This window comes from Corynebacterium haematomassiliense (assembly GCF_013978595.1).
In the GTDB taxonomy this organism is placed as follows: domain Bacteria; phylum Actinomycetota; class Actinomycetes; order Mycobacteriales; family Mycobacteriaceae; genus Corynebacterium; species Corynebacterium lehmanniae.
Window position 1 is genome coordinate 1028292 of record NZ_JACDTZ010000001.1, and the last position, 13779, is coordinate 1042070.

General features: G+C 62.8%; 10 protein-coding genes, 1 tRNA gene and 1 pseudogene. 4 read left to right on the forward strand and 8 right to left on the reverse strand.

Going from position 1 to position 13779, the window contains the following annotated elements:
- Positions 1 to 94: 94 nt before the first annotated feature.
- Complete coding sequence (locus H0193_RS04930) at positions 95 to 403, forward strand: hypothetical protein (RefSeq protein ID WP_181888821.1); 309 nt, start codon at positions 95 to 97, stop codon at positions 401 to 403.
- 78 nt (positions 404 to 481) lie between these two features.
- Here the strand turns inward: H0193_RS04930 and H0193_RS04935 are convergent, their stop codons facing one another.
- From H0193_RS04935 to H0193_RS04950, 4 genes are all read right to left on the reverse strand, one after another.
- Positions 482 to 1318, reverse strand: a complete 837-nt coding sequence (locus tag H0193_RS04935) for a hypothetical protein (protein ID WP_181888822.1) — start codon at positions 1316 to 1318, stop codon at positions 482 to 484.
- A 71-nt stretch (positions 1319 to 1389) separates the two neighbouring features.
- The gene (locus H0193_RS04940) at positions 1390 to 2784 is read right to left on the reverse strand and encodes an AAA family ATPase (protein ID WP_181888823.1); all 1395 of its coding nucleotides are present in this window, start codon (positions 2782 to 2784) and stop codon (positions 1390 to 1392) included.
- Between the two features lie 78 nt (positions 2785 to 2862).
- On the reverse strand, positions 2863 to 3498 hold the full coding sequence (locus H0193_RS04945) for a hypothetical protein (RefSeq protein WP_181888824.1): 636 nt from the start codon (positions 3496 to 3498) through the stop codon (positions 2863 to 2865).
- Between the two features lie 27 nt (positions 3499 to 3525).
- Entirely contained in the window at positions 3526 to 3789 is a 264-nt protein-coding gene (locus tag H0193_RS04950) for a hypothetical protein (protein ID WP_181888825.1), read from the reverse strand.
- A 132-nt stretch (positions 3790 to 3921) separates the two neighbouring features.
- Here H0193_RS04950 and H0193_RS04955 point away from each other — a divergent pair.
- Positions 3922 to 3994: transfer RNA gene (locus H0193_RS04955), tRNA-Asn, on the forward strand.
- 152 nt (positions 3995 to 4146) lie between these two features.
- On the opposite strand, the gene H0193_RS04960 is transcribed toward H0193_RS04955, so the two are convergent.
- Both H0193_RS04960 and H0193_RS04965 read right to left on the reverse strand, forming a co-directional pair.
- Positions 4147 to 4677, reverse strand: coding sequence for a hypothetical protein (locus H0193_RS04960; RefSeq protein WP_181888826.1), 531 nt, complete (start codon positions 4675 to 4677; stop codon positions 4147 to 4149).
- Positions 4678 to 4797: 120 nt separating this feature from the next.
- A complete protein-coding gene (locus H0193_RS04965) occupies positions 4798 to 5262 on the reverse strand; it encodes a hypothetical protein (RefSeq protein ID WP_181888827.1) in 465 nt (154 codons plus the stop codon).
- 445 nt (positions 5263 to 5707) lie between these two features.
- Here H0193_RS04965 and H0193_RS04970 point away from each other — a divergent pair, with 445 nt between their 5' ends.
- Complete coding sequence (locus H0193_RS04970) at positions 5708 to 6706, forward strand: NADP-dependent oxidoreductase (RefSeq protein ID WP_181888828.1); 999 nt, start codon at positions 5708 to 5710, stop codon at positions 6704 to 6706.
- Positions 6707 to 6715: 9 nt separating this feature from the next.
- A pseudogene (locus tag H0193_RS04975) lies at positions 6716 to 7414 on the forward strand (type 1 glutamine amidotransferase domain-containing protein).
- A gap of 3 nt (positions 7415 to 7417) precedes the next feature.
- On the opposite strand, the gene H0193_RS04980 reads toward H0193_RS04975, so the two are convergent.
- Positions 7418 to 8344 (reverse strand): ornithine cyclodeaminase family protein, encoded by a 927-nt coding sequence (locus H0193_RS04980; RefSeq protein ID WP_181888829.1) that lies wholly within the window; start codon positions 8342 to 8344, stop codon positions 7418 to 7420.
- Positions 8345 to 8411: 67 nt separating this feature from the next.
- Positions 8412 to 13778 carry a lamin tail domain-containing metallophosphoesterase family protein gene (locus H0193_RS04985; protein ID WP_181888830.1) on the reverse strand — a complete coding sequence of 1789 codons (5367 nt, stop codon included), beginning with the start codon at positions 13776 to 13778 and terminating at the stop codon, positions 8412 to 8414.
- Position 13779 lies beyond the last annotated feature (1 nt).

Here is a 13779-nt window from a genome sequence, read left to right on the forward strand (position 1 = left end):
GGATGCTCACCAATGCGTTACTCGATACTCACCACGGTGTTACTAGATACGACCGCGTAACATCAAGTCCGCGTTGAAGGTGTCAGCCATGGCCATGCTTCGCGCCGCTTACCACCACGGCAAACTCAGCGAGCGGGAATACCACTCCCGCCTGACCGCCCTCTCCGCGCGCGGCTTCCGCACGGACGAGCCAGGCAGCACACTGCAATACGAACGCTCGCGCATCTTCGATTACGTACTTTCCCCCGATGGTGGCGCCAGCATCTCGAGCATCGCCGCTGAAACAAAGCTCCCACCACAAGACCTGCACGCGCTCATGCTCAGTGCTCAACCCCACACCGTCTCTGGCTCTGCTCCGAGAACGAATACACCCACTCGCCCAGCTCTCCGCGTCGTGCGCTAGGACCCCTTAAAACCACGGAGCGGCCTCGCCATGGGCCTGCTAGCGGGCTAAAATACCTTGCAACACCTTTTGCTCGAACTAGACGCATGAACACTGCTCAACGAATTCACTGATCGCGGTGCCCCACGGGCAATTGCGCACCTCACTGCGCGTGATTTCAGCTTCGAACAACGTCCTCAGTTTACGAGTGCCCCAAGAGTCATCGAGTAGGAAATTGAGCACCTCCAAGAAATCATGATCCCCGATCGTTCGCCATTCTTTGCCGCGCAATTCGGCCAGAATCTGCTGCGTCTCCTCTTCCAACCTGTATTCTTCGTTTCGAACGCGGACGGTTCCCCTTTCAATCTCCACGCTGACCCCGTCCAACCCTTTCGATTTATGCAATACGAGCTCGACTACCGTCTCCAAACTTCGCATCGGGCTACTCAAGTAAGCCGCAAACGGAAATGAATCGAACTTCAAGCCGATTCCATAACGCGCATTCAGGACTCTTAAGCAAGTCAAATTAAAAGTCAAAGATAGGGCAGAAGAAATAGTTAAAGCCTGATGCTGGGACTTTTCTCTGTCCTGCATCCGCCGGTATCTTATTTTATTTACAGCACCTACGACATCCCCTGTCACGCGCGGCGCGCTACACAGCACGTCCATGAAAACATCGTGAGCATTCGTTTGAATGACAACCGACTCTCCACCCCCGTCGGTACAGACTATTTCATCAAAGTCTCGATCGATCAAAACTCGCGACCGTTTAAAGCCCGCATCTTCAATCATTGCAGCCAATTCCAGACTTTTCGGCTTGCCTCCGTTAATCAGCCGGATGTCGACCGCACCTTTGAAGCCTTTCTCTATTAAAGTGGCATCATCCTCGCCTTCCGGAAAGATAAGCGGTAAAGAATCCCCACCGTTCTCTCGCATGCCCGCGAGGTTTCTTCTAGCCTCAATTGACCGTTCCTGGATGTCCCGCATCACGGCTTCACTATCTGTATTCAATTCTCCCCGCCCTGCTCGCTTTTTAACGTCAGCGGTCGCACTGCCTCCCAAGCGTCGCCAATTATTTCAGGCGAATGCGTTGCAACAATATATTGAAAATCGTTCACTTCTCTCAACGATTCGAACTCATCGAGAATCTCAGCTTGCCAGTTAACATGGAGCGAAAGCTCGGGTTCGTCGACCAGCACCAGACGCTTAGAGCGCGAGCGGAAGACGAGATCGAACGCCATTCGTATTTGATGGCGTTCGCCCGATGACAAGTTGGAGCCGCGCGGCGAAACCAACTGCCCGTCGGCGAACCGCAGAAAAATCCCCGTTGGCTCAACTACAATCTTGCTTCTGACCAGCTTCGCATTTACTAGTTTCTCAAAAATGTCTACACGCTGACTTAAATCAGTTAACGAGTTGATTTTTGCCATCCCGTCTAGAACATGGAGAGTCAGCGCTTCGATCTCCCATCCTTCTAAACGCCGATCAGGCAGTGGAGCCATCTCAATTTCATCCACGCCCACATTGCGCGTCGTTTCACGAAAATTTTCCCGAAGAACTTCGTATACTGCACGAAACTCATTTTCTGTGTCGAACATTCGCCGCCCACCGCCTCCCTGCTCGTTCAGCAATCTCTGAGGAAAGGTGGAATCGAGCGATTGAGAGACTTTCACATAGTCGAGACGCGCATCTTCGAATTCTTTTCGGATGTGGGACACGATATCGGGAGTATCCGAAATCAGATGCGAACTGGCACTCGAATCACCTGAGGCAGAGAAACTTCCGTTGCCAGCGAGTCGATCAGCACCGACCATACAGACTTTCTCATGTCCCAAAAACCCCTTAATGATTCTTGCGTTTCCCCCAAAAACCGGCCCGAATTTGCTCTCACCTTCGTCAGTAAGGCAATAGTTCAACAGGCGATCTGTGGACATTAAGCCCGCCGGGAGCTTCCACTGCTTGGGGCCAGGACCTCGCCTCCTCCTGAGCAAGAGACGATCCTCAGCCCAATCTTCGAATTGGTTATACTCCTTGGATGAAAATGCCCACTCGGCATTACCGTCGGCGTAGTTCAGGGAAAGCAGGATGCTGTTTACAGACTGGGAGCTGGATCTCGTCAGCTGACTAGGGTGTTCTTGTCTTTCACACCGGAGAACCTCACCGTTTTGGAAACTAATTTCCACCAGTCGAAACGGTTCAGCAAGCAAAATTGAGATCTCAAGATTCAGGAGCGCTTTCACCAGGTTCAGCAGCTTCGTCTTGCCAACACCATTAGGGCCAATGAGGATAGCGCGCGTGTTTTTGGAATCTAAATCGAACTCGTGTTCCAGATTTCCGAATAAGCCGCCGACCTTCACCCTCTGGATCAACCAGTCAGTCGGCATCTCGTCCTCTTCGGCCATCCGCATCTCACTTCCCTTCGTACGCCGTGAGGCAGTTAAGCAGAGAGTTAATTGAACTCCCTCCAGGCTCCAACCGAACTACTTCCCAATCTCCGCCGGCGTGCAAATCGGCGCCTGGCGGATGAACTCCTCCGGCGCGCCCTGCTCGCGCAGCGTCAGACCGTTGTAGCACCCGCGCTGCATCCCGGTCTGCTTCGTGCCGGCAGTCGGGATCACGGCCCACTTGCCGTTGGAATTCTTGAAGTACAGGATCCAGTCTGTCTGGTTCGCACCCGCAATGGCCCACTTGCCGTCGCAGAACATCACGTTGGTCCCGGTGAAGTGCGGCCACTCCGGCACCACCGCGTCAAACGCCTGCGGCGCGCAAGAGCCACCAGCAGCCGCGCCATTGTCCTTCTTGGTCAGCCCCGGGATCGCCAGCGCCGGCACCAGCGAGGACAGTCCCGCGGCCGCCGCCGGGTCCAGCCCTTCGGGCAGCTCCAGCAAGCCCTGCTGCACCGCGAAGTACCCGCCGGCACCCACTGCGGCCAGCACGCCGAGGGTGATGCCGATAATTGCGCCCGTGCTTAACGACGAACCTTCGGCCTCCCCCGAATCCGCAGAGGAACCCGTATCGGTAGTGTCTGCGCCATCCTCAGCGAAGGTGGCAGGCGCAAGGACGGCGGACGTGGTGACGGCGGCGGCGACGCCGAGTGCAAGCATCGGTTTCTTCATGCCCGCCACTCTATCGCGTTATCCCCGTCACTTCGAGGGGAACAACGCAATTCCCCACACTCCGAGCGCGACGGCGGCCGCCACGAGCACCCACCACAGCACACCGCGCGGCCGCGAGAACCACTTGTCCGCGGCCAGCCAAACGACGCTCGGCACGACCAGCGCCAGCCCCAGAAACGTCAGTGCCCGCCAGTCGTCGAGACGGTTCGCCGACAACAGGCACACCACGCCAAAGCCCGTCAGTCCCCATGCGACGGCGTTTGCTCGGAATCCACCTATCGGAATCAACATGCCAGCCACCCTACCCAAATTGCCGGCCACATAACCACCCCAGAAAACACCGTTCACCTGCCGATTTGGGCAAGTCAAACATCCCGCGCTATTGTTACATCTCGTTGCACAGCGCAAGCAACGGCAACATATTCCTCCATAGCTCAGTTGGCAGAGCATTCGACTGTTAATCGAAGGGTCACTGGTTCGAGCCCAGTTGGAGGAGCAAATACCTAACATCCCCTCACCAGACGGATTGTCTGGTGAGGGGATGTTTTCTTGCTGTGTCGCTATTTCTGTTTCCGGGGCTTCCGGGGTCTTTTGTAGTCAAAATGTAGCCACGGACAACGCGTGCCACCCCACACACCTGACAACACCTCACAGACCGGAGGCATGAAGATCTTTCGCCCCATCAAGAAGGGGATCCCCCTCCAGCGCCAGGTACCCGTCCACCTGTTTCACCAGGTTCATCGGCGGCAGCTCAAGGCCTAGATCAATTCCCATCACTTCAGACAGCCACTCGTTGACGGTGTAAAGGCTCCAGATCTTCTGTCGCGCTTGTCCGCCCCCAACGAAATCAGTCTCCGCGGGGAAGCCCAAATCAGGGTGCGTAACCCATTTGTTCACCGCCTGACGGGTCACACCCGTTAGTTTCGCTATATCGCTCGTATTCACCAAGTGGGGGACGACTTCCACAAACTCTAGTTCGCCATAAGCTCCCAGTTGATGCATGAGATCGGTTGCCTCATGAAAGGCCTTCTCAGGCAAGCATTCCAGGTGCAGTTCCGCGATCGTCCAACCATTTAGCCGGACGAAAGAAACCGCCGGGAAGGCGCTCTCGATCCGCTCGATGCGTTCTTCATCGTCATAGTCAATGCCCAATACTCGCAGGCCTAAGACAATAGCCATCCTCTACCCCTCCAACACGCCCGCAGTTGTCAATTGACAACTAGTTAATCAGCATAGGGAAGATTTGCCAAGCCTGCAGCAGCCCGCCAGCGGCTTCCGTCACCCCTCGGCTTCACTCCCCTATCCCTGTTGCAGCGTGTTTAGCCGCGCTCTAACTGACCTGTAGCGCTGCCAAGCAGCCTCCACGTCTCGACGTACCGGTTTGCTTTGACGCAACGGAGCAATTTTCTCGCGAGCACGGTTCAGATAGCCACGAGCACGATCCGCGATTCCTGAGACATCGCCCAAATCACCACCGTCGGCGCCCTCCCGTTCAATCACCGAGAGAATCCGCAGCGCCTCATTCTCCAACTTTGCTGCACGATCAAGCAGCGCTCTCCGCTCTTCAATCATCGCGGCGTTTAACAGTGCATTCGATGCCGCCTGTTTTTCTACCGCGCCAATCAGCATTTCCGCGCGGTCCAGAGCCTCGTTCGCCGCCGCGACCGCATCGGTGTGCTCGGCACCGTGCTCGCACAGCTGAATTATTCGGCGAGCCTCCTTCGCTTTGGCAGTGGGATTCCTCGGAGTTGAATCGAACCGCACCTCGCATTCCCCAGCTGGGCAACGGACTACAAAGCCCCCGTGGCTCTCCTTGGATCTTGCGGTCCAGCCTAAAGACCTCGCCCGCTGTGCCTGCTCATTGCAGTCCTTGTCCTCTAGCTCTGGCCATCTATCCCCGGCCCCATATGTTTTCCCGGCCACCGCACCCCCAGTGTCGCTTCCTCACGGATTCTAGCACCCGTTCAATCAGCCTCAAGCCCGATCGCTACTCCGCAACCACCCGCGCCACCGCCAGGTCCTCCCACGGCATCCCGACGGTCCTGAACACCACCCGCCGCGCCGAAATCCCCAGCACCTTCACCCCGCAATTAGCGCTAAAGCTACTCGCGGGGTGTTTCGTTTGTCCCAGCCAAGCGGAGGGAATAGCGGCCGCCCTGTCCAACGTTCTTACCGTTGTTCCAGGAACAGCGATTTAAGGAGTAATGCGTTGACTACAGCCAAGCAATGGGTTCTCGCTTCTCGCCCGGAGGGCGCGCCGACCGCCGAGAACTTCCGACTCGAGGAAGCACAGCTGCCGGAGCTCTCTGAGGGCCAGTTTCTGGTCGAGAACACCTTCGCCAGCGTGGATCCGTATATGCGCGGGCGGATGAACGACGTGAAGTCCTACATCGAGCCGTTCCAGATCGATGAGCCGCTGACCGGCACTGCGGTCGGCACGGTCACGGAGTCCCGCTCGGACAAGTTCAAAGCGGGCGACACGGTCCGGCACTTCGCCGGGTGGCGCACAGACGCCGTCCTGAACGAGGACGAGGCGGAGCAGATCGATACCACCATCGCCCCAGCAGAGGCGTACCTGGGCATCCTCGGCCTGACGGGTCTGACCGCCTACGTCGGGCTGATCGCCGTCGGCGAGATGAAGGAGGGTGACGTCGTGTTCATCTCGGGCGCGGCAGGTGCTGTGGGCTCGGCCGCCGGGCAAATTGCGAAGCATCTCGGCGCGGCGAAGGTGATCGGGTCCGCAGGCTCCGCGGAGAAAATCGAATACCTCAAAAGCATCGGATTCGACGAGGCGTTCAACTACAAGGACGGCGACGTCAACGGCCAGCTTGCCAAGGCGGCGCCGGAGGGCATCGACGTCTATTTCGACAACGTCGGCGGGGACCACCTCGAGGCCGCGATCCAGAACGCGAACACGTTCGGCCGCATCGCCATGTGCGGGGCCATCGCCCAGTACAACGACACTGAGCCGGCGCCCGGGCCGCGGAATCTGGACCTTTCCATCGGCAAGTGCCTCACGCTGCGCGGGTTCGTAGTGGGCCAGTACTCCCACCTTGCCAAGGAGTTCCAAGAGAAGATCGCCCCGCTCGTCGTCCATGGCTCAATCACGTTCGAAACCACGGTGCGCGAGGGCATCGACAACATGCCGGCCGCGTTCCTCGAGCTGTTCGAAGGCGGCAACACCGGCAAGATGATCGTCAAGTTTTAGGAGGACACAATGACCAAGGTTCTTATGGTCGTTTCAGCAGCAGACCACTGGACGCTTAACGACGGCACACCCCACCCCACCGGCTTCTAGGCCGAAGAACTGGTGACCCCGTACTCGATCTTCACCGACGCTGGCTGGGACGTCGATGTGGCGACACCCGGCGGCAGGGCGCCAGTCGTCGATAAGGCGAGCCTCGATGACAGCGCCGGCGACGCTGGCACCCTGGCAGAGGTGAAAACGCAGCTGGAGAAGCTTGAACCCATGTTGGCGAAGCCGCTCAACCTGGCCGACGTCAACGCCACGGACTACGACCTTGTTTTCTACCCCGGCGGGCACGGCCCGATGGAAGACCTCGCGGTGGACGAGACTTCCGGACGCATCCTCACCGAGCGCATGGAGAACAACGCGCCTGTGGCGCTGCTCTGTCACGCGCCGGCCGCGGTCCTCGCAACGGAGAACGCCCCGGGCGGCTCCCCGTTTGCCGGGCGGAAGATGACCGGCTTCTCCAACGACGAGGAACGCGCCGGTGGGCTCGCCGACAAGGCACCGTGGCTGCTCGAAGACCGGCTCGTCGCCCTCGGCGCTGAGTACGAGAAGGCGCCGGAGCCGTGGGCGTCCCACGTCATCGTCGACGGCAACCTCTACACCGGGCAGAACCCGTCCTCGTCCAAGGAGCTCGCGGAGCGCCTGGTAAAGGACCTCGCCTAGGGCTCACTTCAACGCCGCTGGGGCCTGGCTGGCAACAACCCGCGCCACCGCCAGGTCCTCCCACGGCATCCCGACGGTCTTGAACACCACCCGTCGCGCCGGATCCAGCGCCACATCACCGCGCACAACCTCGGCCATCGTCGCCGCATCCTCCCACGCAAGCGCACCCTTCTCCACCGCGATCGCCACATCGCCGGCCTCCCGCCGCGCAGCTTCAACATCCTCCACAAGCACCTGCGCGCCCCGCAGCACATCCTCGTGCAACTCCCGCGTGTCCACGGTGTGCGCCCCCACTGCAAGCACGGTCGCATCAGCTCGCAACTGCCTATCGACGACCACAGGTTCCCCCGCCGAAGTCGCCACCACAACCAACCCGGCACGCCTCAACACCTCATCGGCCTCAGCACTGCCCGACTCCACCCACGGATGCGGCAGATCCACCGGCTTACTTCTCGACACAAACGTCACCAAAACCTCCCGCACCCCCTCCAGCACGTCCACCACCGTGCGCGCATGCGCCCGCCCCTGCACACCCGCGCCGACGATGACGCACTCCAGCGGCTCACTCGCCGCCCGCAACCGATCCAGCACCCCAGCCACGGCAACCGCCGGCGTGCGGATCTCCGTCAGCGCCGCGGCATCCATCACGACCTCCGGCGTCAGGGTCTCCCCGCCCATGAGCAGGTACGACCCCTGGACCAGCGGCACATCGACGGTCGAGCCCGCCGGCTGAATCCCCAGCACCTTCACCCCGACCGCCCCATCGAGCGCCGACGGCAACAGGTGAATCTCCCCGTGCGGCAACGCCACCTTCTGACGGTGCGGGTCGGTGGCGGGATCGAAGCCGTCGAGAAGCACCTCCCGCAACGCATCAACCGCCACCCGTGGCGCGACCGCGGACATGACTTCGCTGTAACCCAAGTTGCGCATGCGGCCGAGCATATAAAAAAAGGGACGCGGCGCAACGCAGCCGCATCCCCTCACCTGGGAGCCAGGTTTACGGGAGCATGTCGAGGAACTGCTCGACGTACTCCTGCAGGTCAATGCCCATGTAGTTGAGCAGCGCGGCAATCAGGCCGACCGCCCCCAGCGCGCCGAGCAGGGAAAGCAGAATGCCCAGCGGGGTGATGGTCACGCTGGATCCGACGGTCACGGAGCTGCCTTCGTTCGGGAACTGCTCGTCGGTGACACGGTCGCCAGGCTTCTCGACGGTCGTTTCCACCGTCGTCGGCACCTCCACCGTCGTCGGCACCGTAACGGTCGTCGGAGTGACCACCGTGGTGGGCACGGATTTAGTCACCGTCGTGTTCGGCGCGGTGGAGACTTCCGTGGCAGTCGACGTCAGCGTCGTGGGCGTGACCACGGTCGTGGAAGTGGTCACCGTTTCGCGGTGAGTGACGGCCGGTTCGGTGACACGGTCGCCAGACTTCTCGACGGTCGTTGCCACCGTGGTCGGCACCGTAACGGTCGTCGGCGTGACCACCGTGGTCGGCACGGACTTGGTCACCGTCGTGTTCGGCGCGGTGGAGACTTCCGTCGCGGTCGACGTCAGCGTCGTGGGCGTGACCACGGTCGCGGAGGTAGTCACCGTTTCGCGGTGTGTGACGGCTGGTTCGGTGACCTGTTCGGTCGCGGTGACCTGCTCGGTTTCGGTCGCGGTCTCAGTCGCGGTTGCCGTGGCAGTCTCGGTGGCGGTCTCCGTGTGGGTCACCGGGTCTGCGGACACCGTGGTCGTGGTGGCCGCAGTGACGGTCGCGGTGGGCTGCTCGGCCGAGGTCTCCGGGGCAGACGTCTCTGGGGCAGAGGTCTGTGGCGCCGAGGTCTGCGGCGCGGAGGTCTCCGGCGCTTCCTCGTCCTCCGCCGGCGCGGTGAACACGCGGAAGTCGGAGTAGCGCGGGTCGGCGGCGGAGGCGCTGCCGGCGGCGGAGGCACCACCGGCGGCGGAGGCGTCACGCTGCGCGCGGGCGTACCAGAGGTACTCCGCGTCCGGCTCGAGGTTGTCCCAGGTGAATTCGGCGGCGGTGCCGTCGGCAAGCTGGGCGGTGCCGAGCTCCACCGGTGCGCCGAAGGCGGCGATGCCGGAGGTGGTCACCTGCTTGTCGTACTGCAGGTCGGCGTCGTAGACGAACTCGTCGGATTCTGGGGTGTAGCCCAGGTCGTGCGGGTCGTTCTTCCACGGCTCGAAGGACTGCAGGCGCGGCGAGTACGCGTTGGCCGCGACCTTTCCGGAGTCCAGGTCGAACTGGTACAGGCGGGTGTACAGGGCGTCGCGGGCGCCGTCCTCCTCGTAGGACTGGTAGTCGGCGACGGTCTCGATGACGTGGGTGCCGTCCTCACGCTCCGTGATGCGCTGGCGCACACCGTGCAGGTGGCCGGAGAATACCAGGACGACGTTGGAGTGGGGTTTGACTAGGCGCTCGAAAAGAAGGTCGCCCTGGGCGGTCCAACGGCCGTTGTCCGGGTTCGAGCGGGCGTCCTCCTCGGGGCGCAGGTACTCGTGGGTGGAGAAGATCACGTTGTGGTCCGGGTGGTCGGCGATGACCTTGTCCGCCCAGTCGATCTCCTCCTCGGAGGAATCGAAGCCCATCTGCAGGAAGAGGAACTTCGCGCCGTCGCGCTCCACGGTGAAGAAGTTCGACGCGTTGCCGTCCGGGCCGTGGCCGCCCCACCAGGGGTTGGACTCGTAGCGCGAGGCCGGGAAGTACTCGTTGAACTTCTCGTTGGTTGCGCCCCACACGTTGTCGTGGTTGCCCGGCAGGATGCCGTAGGGCATGCCGGCGTCCTCAAAGATCTCCATGATCTTGGAGGCGCGCTCGTACTCCAGCTCCGCGCGGTCCGGCTCCTGGTTGCCGCGCAGCCAGTTCTGGATCACGTCGCCGGTGTGCACGGAGGCGATGATGTCGCGCGCGTCCTTGTTCGCGGCCAGCCACGCGATCATCTGGGTGTACGAGGTCGGGTTCTGCTCGGTCAAGTACTGCGAGTCCGTCACGTGAGCGATGGCGAGGTCGTACTCGCCAGGTGTCTTGAACATCTGGTTCGTCTCACCGTCGGAATCGCTGAACGGATCCGCCACGCGCTTGCCGTCCTGCACCAGCATGTCCACGGTGCCGTCGCGGTAGAAATCGGCGACAGCGCCGGTGCCCACCAGGGTGACGTCGCCGCCGTTCTCCCCTGCCGCGGTGTCCACGCGCTGCCACTGGCCAACAGTGTGGTTGAAGAAGTACATCTGCAGCTCGTGGCGGTCGCGGGAGTGGCCGCGCCACGCAATCGAGACCACGCTGTCCTCGGGACGCTCCACCGCGAGCTCGAAGCGCTGGTACGGGAACTCGCGGCCGGTGTCTTGCGCCTGGTCCATCTTGCGGACGTCAGCGGCGCGGGTCTCGCCCTCGCCGACGCGCGTATCCAGCGCCGCCTGCGAGGAAGCGCCGATGTAGCCGGCGGACTTCGACCAGTCGATCGCAGCCGTCTTCGCGCCAAACGCGGTCACGTCGGCATCGGAGGTGCCGGTGGCGGTCAGTGGCGTGCCGTCGGAAAGCGAAGGCACCCCGGTGCGGGTTGCGCGCTCGACCTCGACCGGGTCGAGGGAACCGTCGACGGGTTTGGTCACGTCGCGGTACTCCGGGCCGTCCGCGGAACCCGGGGTGGCCGGGGCAGTGACAAAGTCCGCCCAGTTGTTGCCTGTGGACTGCACGCGGTGCCAGGCGTAGTCGTGCTTCTGCGCCTCCTCGATGGAGGTGAACCGCATGCGGCGGTCCAGCGGCACACCTGCCGACGAGCACGGCCCCTCCGGCGCATTAGTCACCTTGCCCACGTCGTCGTAGTAGACGCCGACGGCGTCCAGGAGCGTGCCGGTGGCGTCGGTAAGCGTGGCGCCGTAGCCTTCCTGCTCGAAGGAGGCGTCGGTGGCGAGCGCGTCCTTCACTCCCGCCTCCGGCCTAGCCACGGTGAGCACGCCGCCCGGCGCGAGCGAGAACCCGTCCGGCACCACCGCGGCCGGGTCCATCATGCGGCGCCCGTCGGCGGCGCAGTAGTCCACGCGCAGCCCGGACAGGTCCGCGGCCGCGGTGCCGTTGTTGATGATCTCGATGTACTGCGCCTTCTGCCCGCCCTTGTCGTCGGGGCGGCCGGCGGCGATCTCGTTGATCACCACATCGCCCATCTTCGGCTTCTGCACCTCAATCGCCGAAACCTCCGGGTCGTACTTGCCCGGGGTGCGGATCGCGCGGACGTAGTCCTTGGCGTTGTCGCCGGTAAACGCGACGCGCTGGTAGGACTCGCCGGTGGCGAAGTCGAGCGTGTCGCTCAGCGGCTCGCCCACCGTGCACGGGGAATCGACGCGGTCGAACACGCCGACGGAGTCCACAACGTTGCGGTCCTTGTCCACCACCATCAGACCGAAGCCATCGACAGCGTTGAAGGAGGTGCCGTAGGTCGCGTCCGGGTCCTCCACGGTGGAGTCCGCGCCAGTGCGCGCGGCGGTGAACACCTCGCCGGGCGCCATCTCGCCGTCGGGCAGATTGAGCTGCAGCATGCCGTCGTACACGCGCCCGGTGCCTGTGCAGCGGTAGACCTGCCACCCGGTGACGTCCACAGGCGCATCGCCCGTGTTGGTCAGTTCGAAGAAGTTATCGCCGGCACCGCCCGGGCCGCCGTTGGTGACCTCGGTGATCTTCACCGGCGAATCTACGCGCTGGTGCTGCGGAGCCTCTGCGTTGCGACGACCAGGGGTCCTCTCCGCCACCACAAAATCCTTGCGGTCATCGCCCGTGATGTCCACGCGCTGCCAGGACTCGCCGTGCAGGCCGTTGAGCACGCCGGGAAGCGGCTGGCCCATGGCGCAGAAGCTCTCCACGTCCGCGCGTGCGGAGCCGACGCGGTCCACGATCTTGCCGTCCTGGTCGAAAACGAGCAGGCCGTACTGGGTAGCAAAGGAGATACCGAACGTGGTGTCCTGCGCTGCGCGGATATCCGCGCCCGCCTGTCCGGAGCGGCCCGCAGTGAAACGCTGGCCGGGCTCCAACACCACGCCGTCTAACTGCTCGGCGGAAACCTGCGGCACGGACGCGCGCACGCCGGTGCCGATGCAGCGGTACACGCTCCAGCCGGTCATGTCTTGCGGCGCATCACCGTAATTCTGCAGCTCGAGGAAGATGTCGCCGTTGCCGTCCGGGCCGGTATTAGTCATCTCCGAGACCAGCACGTTCGCCCCACCGGTGGTGTGCGGCTCCTCGTGGGTGTACTCGGGTGACTTCTCTTCGACCGCTTCGCCCACCTCGATTTCGCCCGGGGTGCGCTTCGCAGCGACGAAGTCGGACGCGTTGTCGCCGGAGTTGGCGGTGCGCTGGTAGGAGACGCCGTCTGCGGCGTCCAGGCTGGCGTACGGCAGCGGCGTGCCGTCAGCGGCGGCGGAATCCTGGTTGTCCGCCCAGGCGACTCGGTCCCAGATGTCTCCGGAGGCGTGGTAGAGCACCACGCCCGCTGCCCCCTCGGTGAAGCCACGGCCGCTTTCATCGCGCGGCACCACAACCGCTTCACCGGGCTTAAGCTTCTCGACGGGCATCCGCTCCGCCCACACATACCCCGCAAAACGGCGCCCGAACTGGTTGACCACATCGACGCGCAGATCCGTTACGTCGACCTCCTGATCGCCGAAGTTGGCGATCTCGATCAGCCCCTCCCCGTCCGCACCGGTGTGCGCAACCTCGGAGATGAGCACGTCGCCGCGCTTCGGCGCCGCCGACGGCTCGGTGGCATTCTCCGCGCCCGGGGTGCGCGGCGCGCGGATGAAATCCGCGGCGTTGTCGTCGGTGTCCTGGGTGCGCTGGAAGCTCTCGCCGGCAGCGGAGTCCGTGGTGTTGGCCAGCACAGTGCCCTCGCCGCACGCCTGGTTGGCGGTGCCCGGGAATTGGACCGCTACAGCGTCAACGTCCTCGCCCGAGTTATCGCGCAGCAGCGCGCCGTAGGACTCGTTGGCCAGCGACGTGGAGTACCGCTGTTTCACGTCCGCGTCCGCGATTGTGGACTGATCGCTCTCCCTCGCGAACACCCAACGCTCCCCCGCGCCGATCGTGCCCTGCAGCGTGTTCTGCGGCGCTGACGCCACCGAACCCGTGCCAGTGCAGCGGAACAGCTCCCAGCCGCTGACATCCACAGGCTCGTCGCCCCAGTTGGCGATCTCGATGAAATTGTCGTGGTAGCCGCCGGGGCCACCGTTTGCGATCTCACTGATGACCACCTGGCCACCCTGCTGCGCGGACACATCCGCAGCCGTCGCCGGCGCTACCGCTGCGACGGCCGGCAGCGCGATGACGACACTGGACACAAGGGCGGTGCAACCGCGCACCGCCCGTTTCCGAATACCCATT

What these genes read in the sequence shown, in the direction of transcription:
- H0193_RS04940 (WP_181888823.1), bottom strand. Translation starts at nt 2,784, where the DNA reads ATGGCCGAAGAGGACGAGATGCCGACTGACTGGTTGATCCAGAGGGTG.
- H0193_RS04985 (WP_181888830.1), bottom strand. Translation starts at nt 13,778, where the DNA reads ATGGGTATTCGGAAACGGGCGGTGCGCGGTTGCACCGCCCTTGTGTCC.
- H0193_RS04930 (WP_181888821.1), top strand. Translation starts at nt 95, where the DNA reads ATGCTTCGCGCCGCTTACCACCACGGCAAACTCAGCGAGCGGGAATAC.
- H0193_RS04950 (WP_181888825.1), bottom strand. Translation starts at nt 3,789, where the DNA reads ATGTTGATTCCGATAGGTGGATTCCGAGCAAACGCCGTCGCATGGGGA.
- H0193_RS04980 (WP_181888829.1), bottom strand. Translation starts at nt 8,344, where the DNA reads ATGCGCAACTTGGGTTACAGCGAAGTCATGTCCGCGGTCGCGCCACGG.
- H0193_RS04935 (WP_181888822.1), bottom strand. Translation starts at nt 1,318, where the DNA reads ATGCGAGAGAACGGTGGGGATTCTTTACCGCTTATCTTTCCGGAAGGC.
- H0193_RS04960 (WP_181888826.1), bottom strand. Translation starts at nt 4,677, where the DNA reads ATGGCTATTGTCTTAGGCCTGCGAGTATTGGGCATTGACTATGACGAT.
- H0193_RS04945 (WP_181888824.1), bottom strand. Translation starts at nt 3,498, where the DNA reads ATGAAGAAACCGATGCTTGCACTCGGCGTCGCCGCCGCCGTCACCACG.